At 38.5% G+C, this 23,737-nt stretch carries 23 protein-coding genes; 11 read left to right on the forward strand and 12 right to left on the reverse strand.

Annotation, left to right across the window (positions count from 1 at the left end):
• Nucleotides 1-93: 93 nt before the first annotated feature.
• Nucleotides 94-882 carry a shikimate dehydrogenase gene (gene aroE / locus J580_RS15535; RefSeq protein ID WP_032004821.1) on the forward strand — a complete coding sequence of 263 codons (789 nt, stop codon included), beginning with the start codon at nt 94-96 and terminating at the stop codon, nt 880-882.
• Nucleotides 883-929: 47 nt separating this feature from the next.
• Here aroE and J580_RS15540 read toward each other — a convergent pair whose 3' ends face one another.
• The gene (locus tag J580_RS15540) at nt 930-3,272 is read right to left on the reverse strand and encodes a hypothetical protein (RefSeq protein WP_032004823.1); all 2,343 of its coding nucleotides are present in this window, start codon (nt 3,270-3,272) and stop codon (nt 930-932) included.
• Between the two features lie 257 nt (nt 3,273-3,529).
• On the opposite strand from J580_RS15540, the gene J580_RS15545 reads away from it, so the two are divergent.
• Nucleotides 3,530-5,353, forward strand: coding sequence for an acyl-CoA dehydrogenase C-terminal domain-containing protein (locus J580_RS15545; protein WP_002116803.1), 1,824 nt, complete (start codon nt 3,530-3,532; stop codon nt 5,351-5,353).
• 69 nt (nt 5,354-5,422) lie between these two features.
• On the opposite strand, the gene J580_RS15550 is transcribed toward J580_RS15545, so the two are convergent.
• Nucleotides 5,423-6,070 (reverse strand): hypothetical protein, encoded by a 648-nt coding sequence (locus J580_RS15550; protein WP_081403680.1) that lies wholly within the window; start codon nt 6,068-6,070, stop codon nt 5,423-5,425.
• A 248-nt stretch (nt 6,071-6,318) separates the two neighbouring features.
• On the opposite strand from J580_RS15550, the gene J580_RS15555 reads away from it, so the two are divergent.
• Entirely contained in the window at nt 6,319-6,573 is a 255-nt protein-coding gene (locus tag J580_RS15555) for a PspC domain-containing protein (protein ID WP_002116779.1), read from the forward strand.
• Nucleotides 6,574-6,636: 63 nt separating this feature from the next.
• On the opposite strand, the gene J580_RS15560 is transcribed toward J580_RS15555, so the two are convergent.
• From J580_RS15560 to J580_RS15575, 4 genes are all read right to left on the reverse strand, one after another.
• Nucleotides 6,637-7,737 (reverse strand): HPP family protein, encoded by a 1,101-nt coding sequence (locus J580_RS15560; RefSeq protein WP_032004826.1) that lies wholly within the window; start codon nt 7,735-7,737, stop codon nt 6,637-6,639.
• A gap of 132 nt (nt 7,738-7,869) precedes the next feature.
• Entirely contained in the window at nt 7,870-8,667 is a 798-nt protein-coding gene (locus J580_RS15565; protein WP_032004827.1) for a TIGR03915 family putative DNA repair protein, read from the reverse strand.
• A 2-nt stretch (nt 8,668-8,669) separates the two neighbouring features.
• Nucleotides 8,670-9,932, reverse strand: coding sequence for a putative DNA modification/repair radical SAM protein (locus J580_RS15570; RefSeq protein ID WP_032004828.1), 1,263 nt, complete (start codon nt 9,930-9,932; stop codon nt 8,670-8,672).
• A gap of 109 nt (nt 9,933-10,041) precedes the next feature.
• Nucleotides 10,042-10,458 (reverse strand): lysozyme inhibitor LprI family protein, encoded by a 417-nt coding sequence (locus tag J580_RS15575; protein ID WP_032004830.1) that lies wholly within the window; start codon nt 10,456-10,458, stop codon nt 10,042-10,044.
• A 29-nt stretch (nt 10,459-10,487) separates the two neighbouring features.
• On the opposite strand from J580_RS15575, the gene J580_RS15580 reads away from it, so the two are divergent.
• The 3 genes from J580_RS15580 to glyS all read left to right on the forward strand — a co-directional run bounded on the left by J580_RS15580 (nt 10,488) and on the right by glyS (nt 14,049).
• Nucleotides 10,488-10,913, forward strand: coding sequence for a hypothetical protein (locus tag J580_RS15580; protein ID WP_032004831.1), 426 nt, complete (start codon nt 10,488-10,490; stop codon nt 10,911-10,913).
• An 89-nt stretch (nt 10,914-11,002) separates the two neighbouring features.
• Complete coding sequence (gene glyQ / locus J580_RS15585; protein WP_032004833.1) at nt 11,003-11,980, forward strand: glycine--tRNA ligase subunit alpha; 978 nt, start codon at nt 11,003-11,005, stop codon at nt 11,978-11,980.
• Nucleotides 11,980-14,049, forward strand: a complete 2,070-nt coding sequence (gene glyS, locus J580_RS15590) for a glycine--tRNA ligase subunit beta (RefSeq protein WP_032004834.1) — start codon at nt 11,980-11,982, stop codon at nt 14,047-14,049. The genes glyQ and glyS overlap by 1 nt, the downstream gene beginning before the upstream one ends.
• A gap of 53 nt (nt 14,050-14,102) precedes the next feature.
• Here the strand turns inward: glyS and J580_RS15595 are convergent, their stop codons facing one another.
• Nucleotides 14,103-14,387, reverse strand: coding sequence for a YciI family protein (locus J580_RS15595; RefSeq protein WP_017390992.1), 285 nt, complete (start codon nt 14,385-14,387; stop codon nt 14,103-14,105).
• Between the two features lie 185 nt (nt 14,388-14,572).
• On the opposite strand from J580_RS15595, the gene J580_RS0104335 reads away from it, so the two are divergent.
• Nucleotides 14,573-15,022, forward strand: a complete 450-nt coding sequence (locus J580_RS0104335) for a hypothetical protein (RefSeq protein WP_032004836.1) — start codon at nt 14,573-14,575, stop codon at nt 15,020-15,022.
• Nucleotides 15,023-15,194: 172 nt separating this feature from the next.
• Here J580_RS0104335 and J580_RS15600 read toward each other — a convergent pair whose 3' ends face one another.
• Nucleotides 15,195-16,082 carry a DMT family transporter gene (locus J580_RS15600; protein WP_032004838.1) on the reverse strand — a complete coding sequence of 296 codons (888 nt, stop codon included), beginning with the start codon at nt 16,080-16,082 and terminating at the stop codon, nt 15,195-15,197.
• Between the two features lie 108 nt (nt 16,083-16,190).
• Here J580_RS15600 and J580_RS15605 point away from each other — a divergent pair, with 108 nt between their 5' ends.
• The 3 genes from J580_RS15605 (at nt 16,191) to J580_RS15615 (ending at nt 18,154) form a co-directional block, all read left to right on the forward strand.
• Nucleotides 16,191-17,057, forward strand: a complete 867-nt coding sequence (locus tag J580_RS15605) for a LysR family transcriptional regulator (RefSeq protein WP_032004841.1) — start codon at nt 16,191-16,193, stop codon at nt 17,055-17,057.
• A 147-nt stretch (nt 17,058-17,204) separates the two neighbouring features.
• Nucleotides 17,205-17,624 carry a hypothetical protein gene (locus J580_RS15610; RefSeq protein ID WP_005804579.1) on the forward strand — a complete coding sequence of 140 codons (420 nt, stop codon included), beginning with the start codon at nt 17,205-17,207 and terminating at the stop codon, nt 17,622-17,624.
• 95 nt (nt 17,625-17,719) lie between these two features.
• Nucleotides 17,720-18,154, forward strand: coding sequence for a hypothetical protein (locus J580_RS15615; RefSeq protein WP_017387017.1), 435 nt, complete (start codon nt 17,720-17,722; stop codon nt 18,152-18,154).
• Between the two features lie 102 nt (nt 18,155-18,256).
• On the opposite strand, the gene J580_RS15620 is transcribed toward J580_RS15615, so the two are convergent.
• Both J580_RS15620 and J580_RS15625 read right to left on the reverse strand, forming a co-directional pair.
• Nucleotides 18,257-19,612, reverse strand: a complete 1,356-nt coding sequence (locus J580_RS15620) for a S8 family peptidase (protein WP_017387018.1) — start codon at nt 19,610-19,612, stop codon at nt 18,257-18,259.
• Between the two features lie 35 nt (nt 19,613-19,647).
• Nucleotides 19,648-19,956, reverse strand: a complete 309-nt coding sequence (locus tag J580_RS15625) for a hypothetical protein (RefSeq protein WP_005078399.1) — start codon at nt 19,954-19,956, stop codon at nt 19,648-19,650.
• A gap of 586 nt (nt 19,957-20,542) precedes the next feature.
• On the opposite strand from J580_RS15625, the gene J580_RS15630 reads away from it, so the two are divergent.
• Complete coding sequence (locus tag J580_RS15630) at nt 20,543-21,337, forward strand: hypothetical protein (protein ID WP_032004842.1); 795 nt, start codon at nt 20,543-20,545, stop codon at nt 21,335-21,337.
• 59 nt (nt 21,338-21,396) lie between these two features.
• Here the strand turns inward: J580_RS15630 and astE are convergent, their stop codons facing one another.
• Nucleotides 21,397-22,371 carry a succinylglutamate desuccinylase gene (gene astE / locus J580_RS15635; RefSeq protein WP_032004843.1) on the reverse strand — a complete coding sequence of 325 codons (975 nt, stop codon included), beginning with the start codon at nt 22,369-22,371 and terminating at the stop codon, nt 21,397-21,399.
• Nucleotides 22,372-22,383: 12 nt separating this feature from the next.
• Nucleotides 22,384-23,727 carry an N-succinylarginine dihydrolase gene (gene astB, locus J580_RS15640; RefSeq protein WP_002116805.1) on the reverse strand — a complete coding sequence of 448 codons (1,344 nt, stop codon included), beginning with the start codon at nt 23,725-23,727 and terminating at the stop codon, nt 22,384-22,386.
• Between the last annotated feature and the right edge of the window lie 10 nt (nt 23,728-23,737).

Here is a 23,737-nt window from a genome sequence, read left to right on the forward strand (position 1 = left end):
TTTCTTATTAAAATTTGGCTTATAGTGAGGCCTGCTGAAAATTCAGTACAGACTTTATCTGCCTCATGCCATTTTAAAATTTTGGATATAAGAATGACCAAACAGTTTGCAGTAATTGGCAACCCCATCGAACAATCACGCTCTCCTGAATTGCATCATGCTTTCGCTCAAAAAACAGGTGTTGACCTAGACTACCAAAAACGTCTCGCACCTCTTGATGGTTTTGAGCCGAGTATGCGTAGTTTCTTTGAAAATGGCGGGAGTGGCATGAACGTTACCGTGCCGTTTAAAGAACAGGCGTTTGCTTTGTGTGATGTGCTGACTGAACGTGCTCAAATTGCCAAAGCTGTAAATACACTTTGGATGAAAGATGGCAAATTACATGGTGACAATACAGATGGCCAAGGCTTAGTTGCCGCAATTCAAGCTTTAGATTGGAACCTAGAAAATACAACAATTTTAATTTTAGGCGCTGGTGGTGCAACTCGCGGCGTTATTTACCCGCTTGTGCAGGCTGGTGCTAAAAAGATTGTGATTGCAAACCGGACTCTTGCTCGTGCTGAACAACTTGTAGATGACCTAAAAGCAGCAGTTCCTCAAGCTCAATTGCAAGCAATTTCTCTAAATGAGCTAGAAGGGAAATTTGATATTGTAATTAATGCAACTTCTGCAAGCCTGTCTGGTGATGCATTACAACTACCAGAAAGTCTAGAGTTCAAATATGCCTATGAGATGGCCTATGGCAAGCCATCTAGCTTCCTTGATCAAGCGAAACAGCGCAATGTACCTTATGCGGAAGGTTTTGGCATGCTCGTTGGCCAAGCCATTGAAGCCTTCTATATCTGGAATGGTGTAAAGCCAAAATTAAAAGATTTTCTATAAGTCAAAAAAAGAACCTACACGAAGTAGGTTCTTTTTTATTTCATCTATTATTTTTTAGCTGTAACCATCTGCTTATAAACATCTCGGAAAATCTCATAATCAATAAATTCATTATGTTCAGGTTTTAAATTCTGAATTGTTTTTTCCGTAAGTTGCTGTTTACGAGCAGCGACATAAACTTTACCTAAAATATCAGCTGTTTCTGACAACAAATGTTTTTCTTCATCAGAACTACCATTTTGTTTTTCAAACTCTAATTGATACTGTTTTGAGAAAAGCTGTTCAGGTTGCTTATATTGTTTCTGTAGTTTTTGCCATGCTTCACGCCCAGCTTCACCTTGTATTGTTGTGATCACAATATGGTCCACAGCTCGGCCTAAGTCATTATCAAACTGATCTTCTTGCTCAAGATGATGTTTTTTCTGTAACGCCTCAATACGTTCTAAAGCTTTGCCTTGAGGGTTATAAGTTTCCTCTTCAGAAAACCAATAAGCATAGACCTCGGCAATTTCTTGCAACTGTTGAACTGAATAATAATGAATATATGACGGTTTTTCGGCAGTCAATTTTGCAATAAACACAGCCTTATACGTCTTGTCATAAGCATGTGTTGCATCATAAGTTTGGTTAGCCAACAGCGCCAGACTCGAATCTAAATCTTGTACATCGCTATGAGCGCCAACTGGATGCTCAGAAACATCACTCTGCCCAAGTTTTTCACTAAACCCTTTTATGAAGTTTTCAAATAAAGAACCTTTGCTTGCTTCTGCAACTGATTTAGCCTGTTTAAGCTGCTGCTGATTAATTGGGGTCGCTTTACCATAATTGAGGATTTGCATGTCTGCTTTAATATTAAAGCGATGGTTAAATTCAACTGGTGTATACGCAATCTCATAATCCGCGTTGACTAAACGGCCCTTTTCATCCAGTCCGACATCAATCGCAACCGGATTTCTTTGTTTTGGTAAAGCTTGTTCAATTTCTGCTTTATGCTTGTTCCATAGAGCCTTGAATGCTTCATCATCAACAAACTGGTTTTGATCATAAGCAGCAAAAGTTTGTTTCAACGCAGCTTGACGAGCTTTAATCTGAGTTTTTTCGGTATTTACAGCACTCCGATCAAGCACATCAATACCGTAAATTTGACAGTAATTAATATCACCTAAGGCAACGGGACTTTTTTGAGACTGTAATTCAACACACTGATCTTCTGTAAGTGAAGCCACTTCTTCATCTTGTGTGACTTCTTCAGCATCTGCTACAGCAACATCTTCGGCTTGAGCCGTATCAGAAGCTTCCTCTTCGGCTGCCCCATCTTGAGCTGCACTTGATTGGTCTTCATCACCATATTCAGAATCTAAAGCATTACCGAAATGAGCATTAATAAGTGAATAAAGTTGCTGGCTAACTGCGGCTGCATCTTCAGAAGAAACTTTTTGCCCATCAGCATTACCCTCTTTACTCTTCGCTTCCGAAGCAGCTAATTCAGTTGCTATAGTTTCGGCAATCTTTTCTTCATCAAAACCGAAAACATTTTTTTGCAGATATTTAGCATTGACCTGACTATAGAGCTCCGATTGTAGCAATAACGCTTCAACCGTATCTTTTAAACGAATTTTTTCTACAACCCCCGCTTTACGCTCAGCTTCACTAACTGATAAACGCTGTAAATTTTGCGGTTCAGCCAAACGATAAGATACAGCGCCAGAAGCTTTCGCATATTCAACGAATTTCTTCATATCGACATTGGTAAACAGATTTTTATACTTTGAAAAATCGACATATGCCAAATTATTTTGATTATCTTTATTGACCAGATAAGGCATTAATCCGAAATAATTAACGTAAAATTTATAATCCTTCAGATCAAGTACCATTGGCAATTTTGCCTGTACCAGTAAGGTTGGTTTCTCATATCTTGCAGTGAGATTTAACGACCCCATTTTTTGACGATAATGAACCGAACCATCGTAACTAAATTGAAGATCATTTAATAAATTAATTAATACGGCGTTTACTTTTTCTGAGCGTGATTCACCAGAAATGCCCGAGTCCGCTTGCTCATTTGCAATTGCGGCATACAGTGCCTGCTTCTGTTTTTTATTCAAATTAATTTTTTGTTCACGTAAATATTGATCTACTTTTTTTTGCACTGCAGCATCTAGCTGCACTGTTTTTTCTACATTATTTATTTTTTTTGACTGATTTGGATCAACATTAACTTTAAAATGCCCACGATAGTCATAGCTTGGGTATTCATATATTGCATTCATACCCTGAATGACTTTTTGATCTAACTGAGTAGATGCTACCGATGGACGTAGGTTATGCTGCGCACAAGCGGTCAAACCCAAACTAAATAAACATAAACTGAGATATTTTAGATGCATAACCTTTTTTAAAACCTTATCGCTTTATCTTTTTAACAAAACTTGCTAAAAATAAGAAAATTAGTTGTTTTTTCACATAAAAGTATAAGTCCTGAATGTAGCAGAAATTATAATTTCAGGTGTATTTATTTTCGACAAAATTCGCTTTTCTGACATTTCTTTCGGGTGCGATTAACATTGTATTTTTATCATGCGAGTGAATAATCAAATCATCGATACAGATAATCCCACAATGATTCAAAATTAGGATTAAAGCCATGCCAGCATATAAAGCTCCGCTACACGATATCCGCTTCTTAATGAATGAAGTACTAGATTACCCTGCTCACTATAAAACTTTATCAAATGGTGAAAATGCTGATCCAGATACTGTTGATATGATTCTTGAAGGTGCGGCAGATTATTGTGAAAACGTATTATCGCCACTTAACCAATCTGGTGATGAAGAAGGTTGCCATTTTGACAACGGCGAAGTAACTACGCCTAAAGGCTTTAAAGAAGCTTATGACCAATTCGTAATGGGCGGTTGGCAAGGTCTTTCTTACCCAGAAGAATTTGGTGGTCAAGGCCTTCCAATGTCTTTAAACCTGATTAAATCAGAGATGATGGGTACTGCAAACTGGTCATTTACCATGTACCCAGGTTTAAGTTCTGGTTGTATGAACACTATTTTGCAATTCGGTACTGATGAGCAAAAACAAACATACATGCCTAAGCTTGTTGAAGGCACTTGGAGCGGCACAATGTGCTTAACCGAACCTCAATGTGGTACAGACTTAGGACAGGTAAAAACTAAAGCTGAACCTCAAGCAGACGGTAGTTACAAAATCACCGGTACAAAAATCTTCATTTCTGCTGGTGAACATGATTTAACTGAAAACATCATTCACATCGTACTTGCACGCCTTCCAGATGCACCTGCTGGTACTCGCGGTATCTCATTATTCATCGTACCAAAATTCATGCCTACAGCTGATGGCGGTGTTGGTGAGCGTAATACAGTCGCTTGTGGTTCAATCGAACACAAAATGGGGATCCGTGCATCTGCAACTGCGGTACTCAACTTTGATAATGCAACTGGTTATTTAATCGGTGAAGTGAACAAAGGCCTACATGCAATGTTTACCTTCATGAATACAGCACGTATTGGTACTGCTGTTCAAGGTATTGCACACGCTGAGTTATCTTTCCAAGGCGCATTACCATATGCCAAAGATCGTATGTCAATGCGTGCGCTTTCTGGTAAAAAAGATCCAGATAAAGTTGCTGATGCAATCATTCACCATGCAGACGTACGCCGTATGCTGTTAACTCAAAAAGCAATCGCTGAAGGCGGTCGCTCTATGATTTACTACGCTGCTCAAATCGCTGACAAAATGACAGATGCTTTAGCGCGTGGTGATCAAGCTGCTTTTGAAGACTACGATGATAAACTTGGTTTCTATACACCAATTTTAAAAGGTTTCTTAACTGAACTTGGTTTAGAAGCTGCTAACCACGGTATGCAAGTTTACGGTGGCCATGGCTACATTAAAGAATGGGGTATGGAGCAAATCGCACGTGATGCACGTATTGCGACTTTGTATGAAGGAACAACTGGTGTTCAAGCACTCGACTTAATTGGTCGTAAAGTGTTGTTAAGTTCAAAAGGTAAAGTAGTTCGTGAATACACTGCTGAAATCTTAAAATTCTGTGCTGCACATGCACGTAATAAATATTTACGTCGTTTTGCTTGGGACTTAACTAAGCTTTGTGCTCAGTGGAACACTTTAACAGTTCGTATCATGCTTGCTGCACGTAAAGACCGCGACATCGTATCTTCTGCTTCTGTAGATTTCTTGATGTTCTCAGGCTACGTGATGATGGCTTATTTCTGGGCTCAACAAGCTGTGGTTGCTTCTGAAAAATTAGAAGCAGGTAACGGCCAAGAAACTGCTGAGTTCTATAAAGCAAAAATCAAAGTTGCTGATTTCTACTTTGACCGTTTATTGCCACGCGCTCAAGGTCATGCAGAATCGATGGTGACTACATCTCGCACACTAACATCATTACCAGTTGAACACTTTAGCTTCGACTACTAAAGATTTTTAAGTCATAAAATAAAAAGAGCGCAATTTAATATTGCGCTCTTTTGTATATTTATCGGATATCTATTCTTTAGTTAAAACATAAGCCTGATTTGGAACAAAATAGTTTTGCTCTAAAAATTCACGATTTTTTCCATAGTCGCTATAAAGTAATTTTTCTAAATTTGTGACCAATCTTTTATTTGAATCAATATTAAAATAAAAATTAACTTTAGATAATGGACATTGAATCGTTAACTCACGCTCTTTTTCATCCACTTTCCAATTTAGAGTAGGACATAATTGATTTACAGCGGCACTTTTCGCCCCGTCTTTACTTCCCACACGACCAAAATGAACAACATTCCAATAAGCCGACCCATTTGGTAATAAATTTAAAATGTACTCTGCTTCGCCTGATTCACAATCAGCAAAAGCATCCTCGCATGAAATACGAGTGTGATATCGCCCTACATATTGCAATGAAGCTGCGTTTAATTTTTGGGTTTGATCTGAGGTATCTTCAGGCAAGAAAGTTCGTCCAGCGACATAATCTAATGTTTTTATAGACGTACTACTTTTTATTAAGTTTTCTTCATGATTAGAACTAGAACTTGTAGTCGAGTGATCTTTTGAATTGGTATGGTTTATATCGCAAGCAGTCAGTGTCATGCACATCGCAGCCACTACAACCATATGCTTAACTGAAAAACGAGACCACTTCAAAGACATATACATTATTCACAGATAACAGCAACAGCTCTATTTACACTTCAAATCAATTATTAGCTGATGGCCGCTTTAAACTCTTAAGCCCTGAAAGGGTGCATTTTAGTAGATGTTGGTTTCGTTCCTTTCAATCCTTTACATATTTTAACTATTTTACTTTTTAAAGGACTTTAAACCCGTTATTTCGTCTCCATATTTTTATTAAGCAAGAGCAATAGCTTCTTGTAACTTTTATCTTTAAGGAGAATTAGATGGCCAGTTCTGGTTTATATCGCTCGAACCGACACAGCATGATCGCCGGTGTAATGGGTGGTATTGCTGAACGTTTTGGTTGGAACGTAACTTTACTACGTGTCATTTTTGTTTTGATCTCAATTATGAGTGCTGCCTTTCCAGGAATTTTAGTTTATCTGGTTTTATGGTTAGTGATTCCGAAAAAACAGCCAGAACATATTGAAGGCTATCGACAATCCGTCCGAACAGTAAATGAAGAACAAGTACGTTAATTCATAACTTTGGTCGCTACGGTTGCATCCCCTAATCAACCGTAGCTTTTTTTATTCTAAAAATTATAGCTTTCGATTTAACTGTTGCTGTAATGCAGCAATCATATCTGCACGGCTAATCATTCCTATAAGCTTACGATCTTCAACAACAGGAATGTAATTAAAAGACTTTTCAACAAAGTATGGCGCCAAATCTTGAATAGGTTGAGTTGGCAGTACGGTAACCACTCTACGGCTCATGATTTGTTTTACATAATGCTGCCAAGAATTTCTTGGGTCGGCTGCACCTTTAAACCACTCTACGACTTCATATAACGCTAAAGTTCCGACCAAATGGTTTTCTGCATTTACTACAGGGAGGCTCATTAAGTTCACTTGTTTAAACTTATCGAGTGCCTGATGAATATCATCATCTTCATGTAGTTTAATCACATCACGACTCATAATATCCTGACAGATATATTGATTTACCATACGCTCATTGGCATGTTCCTGAGCTTCTAAAATGATTTTTTCTAAGTCGTATTGGCTAATATCTAAAAGCTCAGTGTGATGCCCTAATGCATACTCAATATCTTTCGGCTGAATTGATACTTTTTGAGTTGGCGTTGGGTCCTTACTTCGCTCATTTAAATGAGCAGTCACTGGATAATGTCGCCCAATCAATCGATTAAAGAAAACAGCAAACCCAAGTAGAAGTAACGAGTTGAGTAAAACTGGATAAAAAATAAAATAAAAGCCCAACTTATGAATTGCTGCACCACCCAACACGGCTGTAATCGCAACCGCCCCACTCGGCGGGTGCAAAGAGTCGGTGGTCATCATTAAAAATATGGCAAAACCTACCGCGACACTAAAAGCTGTGGTTAAATCCGGAATCCACTGTGCACAGGCAACGCCAATTATGCCGGCTAAGGTATTACCAACAATTACATTCCATGGTTGGGCCAAAGGACTGGTCGGCACAGCAAAAAGAAGAACAGATGAGGCACCCATTGGGGCGATGTACCATGCATTAATTCCCCCGAGAACATACCAGCTAATTAAGGAGGAAATTGCTAAACCACACAACGCTCCAATACCGCAAAGTAACCGTTCTTTTAAGGGTAAAACCTTAAAATTTGGCTTTAAAATCTGTAACCATTCTCGCTGTATAACACTCACAGTACACCTTAGGGGATATGCCGTCATTTATAACGGGCAAAAGTATACGCCCAAAGCCACATAAAGTGCATTTAAATTATACCTTTCAACAATAAGAAAACTGGCTGAACTATTTTTTATGATTCTAAAACTTTAATATTCCATCAATTTTTCATTTAAATAACGCCAATAACGCTTCGGCAAATATTGCACATGAAGTTTTATATTTTGCCGTTCAGTAATATTTACGCTGTTAAAATAATCCTTCCAAAGCTGATCATATAAAACTTCCTGCTCATCAAGCTCAAGCTGAAAGCTTTGACTCATCCCATTTTTTAAATTGCGGTCAACCTCAGAAGCCTCGAGTGAAACTTCATGTATTTCTCGTAAATCATAATAAAGCCCTAACTTGCGTTGCTCGTCATAAATAAGCCAACGCTGATCTTGATAGCGCCGTTTAAAATGTGGCTGAATAAGCGGTAAAACATTAAAATCAGGACGTACTAAACTTAAAAAAAGCTCATCTTTGGTTTTCTTAAACCGAATAAAAGCTTCCATCCGATGCTTCTCTCGCCCGACCTTTTTCGTCCACTGCGCAATCGCTAAAACACTTGGATTTGAATAATCTTTTTCTATAGAAACATGGCTAGTAAACACATAAATACAGTAATTAAATAAATGCTGATAGGCATCTAAAGATTCAGATAAAGAGGCAAAATAAAATTGTTTTAATGAAGAAGATGAAAGCTTTTTTTGTAGCGCTGACCAAACACGCTCGGCATGTTGCTCATTGTTTGAAACCTCAATTTTATCAGCAAATAAGCCATGTTGAGCCGCATCATTCAAGCAAAGCCTGACCTGTAATTCTTTAAATTGAAATGCACGAAAAACACAGCTCAGCAGCCCAACCATTGAACCATCAAAATAGTAAGCTACTTCATCATTAAACATGGCTAAAATCCAAGGCTTAATTGTGGCGAGAGTTGCTGCACATATTTCGAAGATCCCTGCGTTAAAATCTGCTGCCGAATAAAACTTGAGGATAATTCTTTCTGGAATTTAGGACTGTCTTCACAGCGAATAAAGAATTTTGCACGCTGATAAGCTACGCCTAGTTTTTTAAGTAAATCGATATGGATTTTTCCAAAACGGCGAGCCTGAACAATTTTCTTCGCCGATTTCACTCCAATACCCGGCACACGCAAAATCATTTGATAATCGGCACGATTTAAGTCTACTGGAAACTGTTCAGGATGCCTTAATGCCCAGCTTAATTTCGGGTCTACATCAAGGTCTAAGTTTGGGTGTTTTTCATTGACGATTTCATTGACTTCAAAACCGTAAAAACGCATCAGCCAATCGCTTTGATAGAGTCGGTTTTCACGAAGCAACGGAGGTGCTGAACCAACGGCGGGCAAGTAATTATTTTCAGTATTAATTGGGATATAACCCGAAAAATAGACACGTTTGAGTTTAAATTCTTTATAGTGCTTGTCTGCCATAAACAAGACATCTTGGTCTGACTCTTGATGGGCCCCCACTACCATTTGTGTGGTTTGCCCTGCTGGCACATATTTCGGCACATGCTTAATGACTTGTCGCTCATCTTTAAGCTGAATGAGCCTGTCACGGACCAAACCTAAATCTTTTTGCACTTCCTGATGTGATTTTTCTGGTGCAAAAGTTTTTAGCCCAATTTCGGTCGGCATCTCTAAATTAATACTCATCCGGTCAGCATATAAACCTGCTTCATGAATCAGTTCAGGCGATGCTCCCGGAATAGTTTTAAGATGAATATAACCATTAAAGTTTTCTTCAAGACGCAACTTCTTTACGACTTGAAGCATACGCTCCATCGTGTGATCTGCCGATTTAAAAATACCCGAGCTTAAAAATAAGCCTTCGATATAATTACGGCGGTAAAAATTAATGGTTAAGTCTACGACCTCTTGCACCGTAAATGCTGCACGCTGGACGTCATTAGAACGACGTGAAACGCAATAGGCGCAGTCAAAAATACAAACATTACTAAATAGAATTTTTAAGAGAGATACACAGCGGCCATCTTCAGTATAGCTATGGCAAATACCCGAATGGCTGGCATCTCCCAAACCTTTATCTTTATTTTTACGGTCACTGCCACTTGATGAACAAGACACATCATATTTAGCAGCATCAGCAAGAATCTGTAGTTTTTCCCGAATGCGATCAGACATATCAAACGACTCATTTATGGCATCGTTTAAAAAATATCATTTTGCATTCTTAAATTTAATCCAGTGAAGTACGCTCGGCGTCATGAGGTGACGTTTAAAATAATCCGTCTTAATTAACGTATTCTTCTAGTTGCTTTACACGCTCGGCATACTCTTGCATTGGGCAATATGAATACATCGGTGAGCCAATGTATGAGCCTGCATTACTACATTCCTGATCTACATAAGCTTTCCAAAGTCGTTGAGATTTTAAAACATCTTGGTAACGCTCTGGCTGTTTATATTCTTCGCTTTGTTTACGAATTTGATCAATCAGAGCAACTATTTTTTCTTCATAAGTCTTTTTAGCTTGTTCAGAACAGCTATGCACAACCATATTGTTAATACTCTCAAGCTGCATTTCTTTAATGGTCTGCTCTACACATTGGTTGTACTCGTCTTGCTCATCAGTTTCGGTTTGTGCATACAACCATGTACTACAGAAAAGGCTGGATAAAACAATGAGTTTGCAGCAAAATTTCAGCATAATTTATTCTCGATTCTATAATTTTTAATATGCTTCAATATAACAAAAAAACGATTATTCGTGCACTTGCGCTAGCTCCCATCCCTTTGTTGAGTATATCTGCCTTAGGAATAATCATCTTTAATGCGGAATTTAGTCTTTATTCGATTGCAGTTATTTTTCTAGCCCATTTCTTATTTTATTTACTTTTTTATGGCCTTCTGGTTATTCCTTTCGCATATATCACTTCATATTTTCTCGCGCGTAAAAATCGTTTAAATCTGATGAGTATTTTTATCTGCGCAACTGTCATCTGGATTTTGATTAGCCCTATTACACGCTTAATTTTTGTCGGTTCATTCCCTTCTCCTTGGTGGCATATTTATAAGATCTATAGTTTTTATCTTATGATTTTATTTACCAGCTTTTGTTACTGGTTAGGCTTGGAATGGCTGAGGCGAAAACAAATCGGCTAAACACATATTCCTGTGATTAAGCCTTTGCCACTCCCCCACAAAATCCTTATACTTAGTGGCAATTTTTCTCATAAATTCGTGGATGCTACATGAGTCGCGCCATCTCGCACATTGATACATTTCAGGGCTTAATTCTTGCCCTACAAAACTATTGGGCCGAACAAGGCTGCGTCGTATTGCAACCTTACGACATGGAAATGGGCGCTGGAACATTCCACACCGCAACATTCTTACGCGCTTTAGGGCCTGAAACTTGGAATGCTGCATACGTTCAACCTTCACGTCGTCCAAAAGATGGCCGCTATGGTGAAAACCCGAACCGTTTGCAACACTACTACCAGTTCCAAGTGGTACTTAAGCCAAACCCAGACAACATTCAACAGCTTTATCTTGATTCTTTAAAAGCAATCGGGATTGATACGCTTACTCACGACATCCGTTTCGTAGAAGACAACTGGGAATCTCCAACGCTAGGTGCTTGGGGCTTAGGCTGGGAAGTTTGGCTTAACGGTATGGAAGTAACTCAGTTCACTTACTTCCAACAAGTTGGTGGTGTTGAATGTTACCCAGTAACAGGCGAAATCACTTACGGTTTAGAACGTCTTGCAATGTACCTTCAAGGTGTTGACTCGGTTTATGACCTTGTTTGGACCAAAGGCCAATTTGGTACGGTAACTTACGGCGACGTATTCCATCAAAATGAAGTTGAGCAATCGACTTATAACTTTGAATACGCTCCAGTTGAAAAACTATTTGAACTATTTGATTTTTACGAATCAGAAGCAAACCGTTTAATTGAAGCAAAACTTTCTCTTCCTGCTTATGAGCAAGTCGTTAAAGCCTCTCATACTTTCAACTTGCTTGATGCACGTGGCGCAATTTCTGTGACTGAGCGTCAACGTTACATTTTACGTGTACGTACTTTAGCGCGTGCTATTGCACAAAGTTATGTACAAGCACGTGCAGAGCTTGGCTTCCCAATGGCAGAACCACACTTACGTGATGAAGTATTGGTACAGCTAAAAGCACAAGCTGAAAGTGAAGCAGCAAAGGCGGAGAAAAACTAATGAGCAAACATACTGTTTTATTCGAACTTGGCTGTGAAGAGCTTCCACCAAAAAGCTTGAAAACTTTACGTGATGCTTTACAGGCAGAAACGGTAAAAGGCTTAAAAGATGCGGGCTTAAACTTCGCATCAATCGAAGCTTATGCTGCCCCACGTCGCTTAGCCCTTAAAATTGTTGATATCGATGCTGCACAAGCTGATACACAAAAACGCTTTGATGGCCCTGCTGTTCAAGCGGCTTACGATGCAGAAGGTAAACCGACTAAAGCACTTGAAGGCTTTATGCGTGGTCAAGGCATTACAGTTGATCAGCTTTCTACTTTCCAAGCAGGTAAAGTTGAAAAAGTTTGCTATTTAAAAGATGTGAAAGGTCAAAGCCTTGATGCTTTACTTCCACAGATTTTACAAACTGCATTAGACAATTTACCAATTGCTAAGCGTATGCGTTCTGCTGCAAGCCGTACCGAATTTGTACGTCCAGTGAAATGGGTTCTCTTACTTAAAGATGACCAAATTGTTGACGCCACTATTCAAGATCACAAAGCTGGCAATGTGACTTATGGTCACCGTTTCCATGCACCTGAAGCTGTGACTTTAGCGCATGCAAATGACTATTTAGCTGCTTTAGAAAAAGCTTACGTTGTTGCGAACTTTGAAAAGCGTCAAGCAACTATTCAAGAACAAGTGAAAAAGCTAGCTGATGAAGTTAACGCGACTGCGATTGTTCCGGCTGACTTACTTGATGAAGTAACAAGTCTGGTTGAATGGCCTGTAGCTTTACGTGCAACCTTTGAAGAACGCTACTTAGCTGTTCCTCAAGAAGCTCTTATTACGACAATGCAAGACAACCAGAAGTATTTCTGTTTGATCAATGCAGAAGGTAAATTACAACCTTACTTCATTACTGTTTCAAACATTGAGTCTAAAGATCCAACTCAAATTATTGAAGGTAACGAAAAGGTTGTACGTCCTCGTTTGTCTGATGCTGAATTCTTCTTCTTACAAGATCAAAAGCAACCGCTTGCATCTCGTAAAGAAAAACTAGCAAACATGGTATTCCAAGCACAACTTGGTACACTTTGGGATAAATCAACACGTATTGCTAAACTTGCTGTTGCATTATCTGCAATCACTGGGGCAAACCCAGCAGATGCTGAAAAAGCTGCATTACTTGCTAAATGCGACTTAACGTCTGAGCTTGTTGGTGAGTTCCCAGAACTTCAAGGTATTGCAGGTACTTACTATGCACGCATTGAAGGTGAGAACACTGAAGTTTCTGAAGCTTTAGGTGAGCAATATTTACCAAAATTTGCTGGTGATGTTTTACCAAAAACTAAAACAGGTACAACGATTGCTCTTGCTGACCGTTTAGATACACTTGTTGGTATTTTTGGTATTGGACAAGCGCCTACAGGTTCTAAAGACCCGTTTGCTCTTCGCCGTTCAGCAATTGGTATTTTACGTTTAATCATTGAAAATGAATTAGATGTAACAATTGAAGAATTAGTGAATCTTGCACTTCAAGGTTATGGCGATATCGTTAAAGACCATGACAAAACTCGTGCTGATGCGGTTGCATTCTTGGAAGGTCGTTACCGTGCTAAGTATGAAGACCAAGGCGTTGCTGTTGACGTACTTCAAGCGGTTCAAGCACTTGCACCAAAATCTCCACTCGATTTTGACAAGCGTGTAAATGCTGTTAACCACTTCCGCACATTACCTGAAGCTGCTGCACTTGCTGCTGCAAATAAACGTGTTGCTAACATTCTTGCCAAAGAAGCAGCACCAGAAGGTTCTGTAGTTGAAGCGAACTTAGTTGAAGATGCTGAAAAAGCATTATTCGCTGAACTTCAAACAGTGACTCCTGCGGTTGAACCATTACTTGCAGCAAAAGACTATACTGCTGCCCTTTCTAAGCTTGCAGCACTTCGCGCGCCGATTGATGCATTCTTTGATGCTGTAATGGTAATGGCAGATGATGCCGACCTAAAGGCAAACCGTTTACGTTTATTGGCTCAGTTGCGTAACTTGTTTACTGCTGTTGCCGATGTGAGCGTGTTGCAGGGCTAATTAGCTTATTATGAAATAAAGGGATCTTTTATAGATCCCTTTATTTTTTTGAGTTAAACAAATTCTTTAATTTCTTCTAAACTTTTCGATGGCTCAAACCACATGAAATCATAATCGGCCACATCATGAATATAGAACGGATCATTTTTCATAATCTCCTCAGCTTCTTGAATCGAAGAGCTTAGAACTAAAATCACCCCACCTACTCTATTTTCTCGGCGCCCCGATGCCAGAAATTTCTTTTGCTCATAGTAATGATCTAAAAATGCAATATGTTCTTTCAATACAGCATCAACTTCGGCTAATGGTTTTTTATAGGTCAAGGTAACAACAATCATCTTATTCTCTTAAAGCAAGTAGCGTATGACATAGCATTAGTCTATAGATAGTTTAATGATCTATAGATTATTCGATAGTACGCCTATTCCCCCAATTCATCTACATTAAAACTTTTTATAATAATTTGATATTTTCAAAAAATATCGTTATAAATTAGCAGCTTTTATTAATTAAGATTATATAAATGAAGAAGAATATTTTATTACTTGTTATTTCTATCTTATCCATTGGACAAATGGCCTGTTCTATAAACCCTCATCGGATCAATTTACCAGACACTACCAATCCGCCTGCTATAGAAAAGATTAATTTAGTTGGAATGTCTCGAAATGAATTTCTAAATAAATTCCATCCACCCGTAGTAAGTAGACTCATTGGTGAGAAAAGGATAGATACGATCACTTATTATAAAATTAACAATAAACCAAAAGCATATGGAATGGCTTTATATAATGGCTTAATAGCGAATACAATCGTGTCGACATTACATAATGTAATGCCGAGTGAATTATCGCTCGATTCTGTGGACGAAACGGTATCAATCTCAGACTCAGCACTTAACAAAGAGAAAATAGTAATTGAGATTACATATGATTCTTCTAGTCATATTGAAAAAGTCGAAAGAGTCGAATAATTTAATTTTTGGCTATAACCAAACTTTTTTAAAGTAAAATCAATAAAAGTAAATTCTAAAAACTATTTCAGTATGCTGATTTAAATGAATTTTTTAATAAAATTAATATTTTCATTTTTAAATCAGCACTCAATAACTACCACATTATTATTTACTCAGCTTGGTAAAAGAATTATTTTTTCCAATTCATCCACACCAAACTTCCCACAATAATTACTCCACCCAGCAGCACCATCATTGATGGTTTTTCATTTAAGAAAACAACTGCCAGACTCATTGCGACAACGGGCGAACAATATAAAAAATTCGATGCAATCGTTAATGGCATATTTTTAAGTACATATCCCCAAAGTACATAAGCCATTGCACTTGGGAAAATACCCAATAGGACAACTGACATATTGGCTTGCCAAGTAGCATGTAAAATTTCAGGGGGGAAATGAGCACTATAAAATAGTAAAGGAATGGTTCCGAACCAAATGATGTAGCACATCATGCTCAAGGCATCATAATTTAAAGCAAATTTCTTATATAAATTAAAGTAGAGACCCCATGCAATTGCAGCTAAAACTATCAACAAACTATAAGGGCTCGGCACACCAAAACCATGATCTCCACTGACCACCAACACGGCGCCGCAAAGTCCCAATAAAATACATAACCATTGTTTGAAATTGATTTGTTCCTTAAAAAGCAAAGCTGAAATAATAAAGGTAAATAACGGAATAGATTGGCTCAAAATACTAGAGGCAACCGCAGTCACATATTGCTGCCCTGTATTGATAAGCAGATGATGCAGGGTTACAGAGAAAAATCCTAATACAGCAAGTGCAGGAACATCTTTCCAATTTAAAGGCTGAATGCCTTTTTTCATGACCAAAAGCAGTAAAAAAAATGATGCAATCAAAAAGCGGAGCAAGGCAATATGCTGCGGTGTATATGAATGCAAAGCACTATGTACGCCAATAGGGGAATAACCCCAACAAAAGACGGTCACAGCAATACACAAATAGAGCTTAAATGCGGGAGGCTGGGTTTCGGCAGCAAGAGAAATTGCCATGTTAAATCTGCACTAATGAAATGGAGCTCTTTCATCATATGCGCATAGATAGTTGAATAAAATTAACTTATATTGAGTTAAATATTCATTAAAAGTGAATGATAAAACATGGATATCGCTCAGTTAAAAATGTTCCAAACCGTGGTTGAATGCGGAACAATGGCTAAAGCATCAATGCAACTACATTGCGTACCATCCAATATCACAACGCGTATTAAACAACTCGAAGAAGAACTAGGCACACCGCTGTTTTATCGTGAAGGTAAAGCTTTAAAACTCACCCCATCAGGAGAAATCTTTCTCGATTATTGCCATAAAATTTTAGCGCTATGCGATGAGGCAAAACGAAGTATTCATCCAGATGCCCCACCTTCTGGCCCATTAAAAATTGGAGCAATTGAATCTTCTGCTACCACTCGTCTGCCAAACTTACTTGCGAAATATCATCAACGTTTTCCAGAAGTTTCCATTCAAATTATTACAGGCACATGGAAACAGCTATTAGTCGATATTTCTCAGCACAAACTTGATGGGGCAATTGTCGCGGGTAATATTGAGTTTCCGATGCTCAATAAACTCAGTATTTACCAAGAAGATATGGTCTTAATTGCATCTCACTCTTTGGGAGAGATTCATTGCCAAGAAGACCTGATTGGTAAAGAAATTTTTATGTGGACGGAAGGCTGTCCTTACCGTGCAGCCCTTGAAGAATGGCTTAAACTGAAGAATATCTCTCTTCCCATCACCAGCATTACCAGCTATGCCACGATTATTGGTTGTGTCAGTGCAGGCTCAGGGGTGGCTCTGGTGCCCAAGAGCATTTATGAGCAATATAAAAATTTGGCCCATATTCAAAGTTATAAATTTGAATATCTTGCTTTTATGCAAAATCACTTTTTCTGGCACAAAAATGTGAGCAACCATAAAGCCAGAGACATGTTTATAGAATTGATTAAGACTGAATTTAGTTTATGAATTATTGCAATGATTGGTTTAGCGCTATTAAATGATGATTTATCGTAATCAAATCGTATGGGTTTTATCTCATTGCAGTACAAGCTTTATTTTTAACAGTAAGATCACCACTTCATCTTTTGATTCTGGTTGGGGAGATTGATCCATATGAAAACCTTACAAGTGTTATGCGTTGCAAGTTCTATATTGGCTTCATCAACCTTATTTGCAGAAACAACACAGCCACAACAAGTTGTTGAAACAACACCCAAAACACAACCTTATGGTGACAATCCTAGCTTAGGGCGCGTACTGTTATATAAAACAGGCAAAGGCATACAAAATTTAGGAAACTCTATTCAAGGTGCTTCTGAAAAAACATCGAATAAAATTAGTGAGAAATGGCAAAACACCAAAGAATTTACTGCTGAAAAAGCAGAAGTCGTTCAACAAAAGGCAGATACAGCCAAAGTATTTACTGAACAGAAAATAGAACAAGCCAAACAAAATATTACCAGTAGCCGAAATGGTGAAAATATCCCGATCGAGCAAGGTGAATTAAGTAAATCGAGCACAGCAGCTAACTAATTTTTTGGATAGCGCGATAACTTCGCGCGCTTATAAACACAGATATTTATCTAGAAATAATGTCATTAACTATAAGAAAGCTGGGAATCTGCCTTATGAATAGTCAAAAACTCCTCTTTTCAACACTATGCTGCTTAACATTAACTGCATGTGCGACCTCCACACCTCCTTCTTCATCTTATTCTCAGGCACAAGTTTTAGAACAAGATACGAATATCGAGGCTTATCCCTCTACCACAGGTAATGTAGCCAAACTTATTAAACAAGATAAACAGGCTTGTATGATTGAATTTACTGGCTATTTAGGGGGCGGACATGTAACTGAGCACTGGACTTTTAATAATAATGGTCTGATTTCAGCGACCTCATCGACTATGCAGTATCCTGATGAATCAGGCATATTAAATCAGGCAACCAACTCTACAACCAAAAGCTCTACGACATTTAATATTCAAGATCCAGAAATTCAGAATAATTTCAAAAAACTCCAAAGCAACTTTAATCCAGCGAATTTAGCAAAGTGTAATTAATACTTATCCATAAAAAACCCGTTGCAAAAGCCATCTTTTGCAACGGGTTATAGCCATTTATAAATTTCTTGGACCTAATTTTAAAAATTATAAATAAGCTATTTAATTAATAGTCAAACCATTTGTTGCTGCCAGTAAATCAATACGAGGGAAAACCAATCCCGTTCTTGGGTCAGTAATTGGTTTACCTGTCGTTTTTAAACGACTAATCGTTTGATCAATACTTTCTGTCGGACTCACACGATTTGCTCTTAATAAAGCAATTGCCCCAGCCACATGTGGCGTCGCTTGAGATGTCCCGCCCATGGTATACCCCCCCGCCGTAATCATTGCTCCCGGTGCTAATAAAGTCACAAGACTGCCACCATTACTAAAGCACGCTACCTTGTCCGCTGCTGTGGTCGGGTCCGAACATTTCACAGGGTTCCCCCATGACACACCACCAATATTACTATCATAAACAGCCCCCACTCTTACTGCACCAGCAACACAAGCAGGAGATGAGATGCCATCTGAAAATGCATCATTACCTGAAGCGACTACAGGCACCACACCAGCAGCTCGCGCATTGGCAAATGCAGTTCCGTAACTACTATCACTACACTCCGAGGTATATTTAACACCCGGTACGCCAAGGCTTAAGTTAACTGCTTTAATATTATAGGTTTGTGCATTATTTACAGCCCAGTTAATCCCTGCGAGGATATCACTATCATAAGCTGTGCTTACCCATTTACCTTGGGATCTGACCTTTCTAAAAACATCAATACCTATAATTTTGGTCTTGGTGGCAACCTTGGACACAATGCCTGAAACATTACTCCCATGCCCATCATCATCTAAAGCGCCATCATCTGGTGCACTATCAAATGAATAAACCACTCGACATGTGCTTGATGGTGTATTTACTGCCGTACAGCCAAAATCAGAGTGAAGATAATTCACACCTGTATCAATCACTGCCACACTAGAGCCCTCGCCCGTAAAACCATTGGTATTGGCCTGTGGTTGATTAATTAAAGGTAAACTTTCATTGGTCGTAGTCCGGTTAATACGGTTCGGATAAACTGCTTTAACATTTGGGTCATTTAATAAAGTCACCAAAGCTTCGCGATTACTAATTCGATAGAAAGCTAAAGGCAAATTATTGTAGTCCCGAAGTACTTGGACACCACCAGCACGGTTAAACCTTGCCTGTATATTCTTTTTATTTGTTGCAATATAACTCCGCCGTTCTAAACCGGAAGGCACACTCACCGAAGGAATATTGTATTCGACGATTAAATCATTCGAATCATTATTGACCAAGGCATCCAAATCGATTTTGCCCTGAAATACTTTTTGTTTTGCTGCTTGATTTAACCGCTGTTTAGCACCTTGAGAATCCAAAGGAAGAGCGGATGCAGTTGTACTTAATATCGTACATAGACCTAATAGAAATAACGTTTTACTTTGCATTATTTTTCTCCGTAGTTTTTCAACTAACAATTTGCTTATTTCGCTTTTATTTCATTTGCTGGATCTTTTTCTGGATCAATCGGTTGAATAGAAAGATCACTTTTTGTGTCATAAAAAGGAACGGTATCAGCTGATACCGATTGAGGATGAGTTGAATGTTGAGATAGATTTTTAGGTTGAGTAGGCTCCTTAAGTTTAGAAAGAAACGAAGATGTGTCTGGTTGTGGCGAATTCGACTCATGTAAAGCAGAATTGAACACATCAGATGCACCACTTGTTGGCTTAAGATAGAGAACAACGGCGACTAAGCCGACCAATACAAGAAGGGAAGCAATAATTTTCATCTGTCATATCTCTGTTTTTTTGTTTATAGATATCTATTTTTATTTTTGAATATTCGAAATAAAGCGCTATTTCTTTAAATATATTTCATGTGAAATTTCTATTTCATGAAATATACAAACCTGAGAAAAGCTAAAGTACCGTTTCCCGAATAAGCAAAAATATAGTTCTGCCCTGTACATTTATATTTCTGGCAGAATATGGTTCAAAAAAGTGCTAAAAAAGCACTCCATTCTCATAATAAGCAATAATTATGCCGTTTCCTCTAATAAATAATTAGATTCACATCACATTTAAAGATATAAAGGACAAGTCGAGAAAAACCGAAAGAGAAAAAATTAAAGGATATTTTTTAAAAAAGGAAAGATAAGAGAGCTTAATTAGAATATCTAACAAATAAATGTTCTTTTTCACTTTATTATTAATTTTTATTAATCTTCACAATTTATCCCTAGTCTGTTTACTCAACGTAACACTGTTGTAACATTTTGATGAAGACAGTTCACAAGACTATATTCCCTTGGCTATGATTCGTTTGCGTTTATGAAATACCTCACTAAAAGGGTATATTCTTTGAAGGATATCGCAATGAAAATGATGAAAACAGCTATCGTTACTGCAAGTGTTCTTGCTTCTGCCTCTATTTTTGCACAAAGTGCGGGCGTTAATGCAGGTGCTTCTGCTCAAGTAAATGTACAACCGGGTGGTCTTGTTAGTGGCGTAGCCAATACAGTCAAAAATACTGCTCATAATGTAGGTAGCTCAGCGAAGCATGCCGGTCATGTAGCGGCTGACACTACAGTTAAAGCAACAAAAAAAACAACAGGAAAAGTGACTGAACTTTCTTCTAAAGCTGCAAATGGTACAAAACATTTTGCTACCGAAGCTGCGACAGGTACTAAAAATGTAGCAACTAAAGCCGCAACTGGTACTAAACATTTTGCTACCGAAGCAGTAACAGGTACTAAAAATGTAGCGACTAAAGCTGCAAACGGTACTAAAAACTTAGCAGTTGAAGCGAAAGCTGATACAAAAGCAGGTGTTGATGCTGTAAAAGCTAAAGTTGCAGAAAAACAAGCAGACCAAAAAGAATTTACTGCTGAAAAACAAGCTAATGCTCAAGCGCATGTAGATGCTGTAAAAACTCGTGTAGCTCAAAACCAAGCTGAGCAAAAAGAGTTTGTAGCTGACACTAAAGCTGATGCTCAAGCAAAATTAAATGCAGCTCAACCAGCTCATGGAGTTAACGCTCAAACAGGTGTAAACGTTGGTGTTAATGTTGCTGGTATTAATGCAAATGCAAATGTAAATGCAGGCGCTCAAGCGACTACACAAAAAGCTGAAAAGAAATCTTGGGTTAAAGGTCTTTTCGGTAATAACTAATCCGTTATAAATAAAAAAGGGCAATTAATTGCCCTTTTTTATTTATCAAAATCAAGTATTCAATTGGCTTCAGTTAAAACTAAGCCCGCACGCAAACCAAGCTTCACATTTGGATTTGGAAATAAAATCCAGACCTGATCTTGCTCAACCACATAATTACCAGAAGGTTGAGTTGCAATGATTTCACCTTTGGTAAAAGTCGAAAAATTCGGAGCTTCAGCAGATAAATTCATCTGGAAATCTTCATCTTTTTTAATCAAAGAATCAGATACTTTAAAGACCCGAATTTTTGTTTTATTGCGTAGCGGTAAGGCTTGCTCAGAAACTACATTACGAATAACTTCATCAATTGCTGCAAATTGGCTCAAGTCATTTTGTCCAAATGGTAAGGCTTTGCCTAACTCTAAAGTTGCGCTCGCCGCTTTAAAATTCTCACTCGTAAAATGTGTAAACGTTTTACCTACTGCATTGTGATAAACTAAAGCATCTAAATCAGCTGCTTCAAGACTTGCTGTTAAATCATCATCATAGCCATGCGTTTGATAGGGAAATAAAGCAAACGTTGGTAACAATGAAGCACGAATTGCTGTGTGCAAATCATAGTGATAGCGTTTAGCGTCACTTGCACTTTCTTGAAAGAAATTTGTGACAACTTGTTCTAAAACTTCAGCACGCTTTGATTCTTCAGTCACGGCTAGAGTTTTATATCCACCACAAAACATTCGATTTACATCGTCATGCACATAGCGTTTGCCTTGACGCATTGCATAAGGGTTACCCAACACAAGCAGCAATCTCACAGCAAGGTTTAAACGCCCTGCAAATAAATCCGTGCAAAGATGAGATAACAATTCAATTGGTGCTGTTTCATTACCATGCACTCCAGCTGACAGTACGACAGCTTTGTCGTACTGTGCGTTTGGCGTACATTCAAGAAGTCCTTCACCCAACCAGCGCCAAGAAAAATTATTTTGTTTTCCTTCGCGAGTTGTAGGCTGCTCACCTTGTAAGGTTAATGCTAGAAAATCTTGCATGTCACCTCCTCATTATTTTTGGAAAGGATAAACCGAACCTAAACCTAAAATTTTGGTCAGTTCGTCAAGTGCCATACGGCTTTCCATTAACAAATGCGGATCAGCCAAATCTTCTTGTGCTAAACGATCACGATAATGTTTATCAACCCATTGATTGAGTGTGCCAAACAACTGATCGTTCATGAGTACTTTTGGATTTACGGCATTTAACTCAGTTTCGTTTAAAGCTACACGTAAACGTAGACAAGCTGGACCACCACCGTTACGCATACTTTCACGTAAGTCATATACCTGAATAGCATCAATTGGTGTGCCCATTTGAATCATGTCATTCAAATAGCCCCACACTGCTGCATTTTGACGAGACTCTTCTGGTACAACGATAGTCATTCCACCATCTGGACGAGTCAAAATTTGGCTATTAAATAAATAGGTTGCTACGGCATCGTCAACGGTAACACGGTTTTCAGGGACTTCAATTGAAATAAAGTCTTCACCGATGCTTGCCATTTTTTGACGAATTTCAGCAAAAGCCTGATCTTGATTTAAAAAGGCATGTTGATGATGGAATAAAACCTGCTGGTTACTTACCGCAATTACATCATTATGGAAAACACCCTGATCAATCACATCCGGGTTTTGCTGAACAAAAACGGTATGTGCATCATCTAAACGGTGCAAACGTGCAATTGCTTCACTTGCCTCACGCGTTTGACGAGCTGGATAGCGTTTTGGTCCCGGTAAGCCATTATTTAAATGTTGTTGACCATAAACAAACACCTGAACACCGCGCTTAGCATAATCACCCCCTAAACGATTGTGATTGGCTGCACCTTCGTCACCAAACAAAGCCACTTGTGGCAATGCTTCGTGGTGTACAAAGTGACGTTCATTTTTAAAGATCGCTTGTAAAACTTGGCTTGTAGTTTCAGCTTCAATTGAACGGTGAAACTTATTATTCAAGTTCGCTGCTGTGAAATGCACACGCTCATCTTGGCTATCTGCTGAAGGTGAAACGGTAGCCGCATTGGCAGTCCACATTGGAGAAGCTGAACTTAAAGATGATAATAGTTCAGGTGAATGACGCATTGCTTGAGCAACAACGCTAATGTCATCACCTGTAAAACCTAAACGGCGTAACATTGGAACATGTGGACGCTCATGCGGAGCAAGTACACCTTGTTTCATTCCCATGTCAGCCAAAGCTTTCATCTTTAGCAAACCTTGTTTAGCTGCTAATTTTGGATTCGAGGTATTATTACGGTTTTTTGTCGATGCTTCATTACCAAACGACAAACCCGCGTAGTGATGTGTTGGTCCCACTAAACCATCGAAATTTACTTCATATCCTTTCATTTTTTTCTTT

This window comes from Acinetobacter sp. 1542444 (genome assembly GCF_000581835.1).
Lineage (GTDB): Bacteria > Pseudomonadota > Gammaproteobacteria > Pseudomonadales > Moraxellaceae > Acinetobacter > Acinetobacter pittii.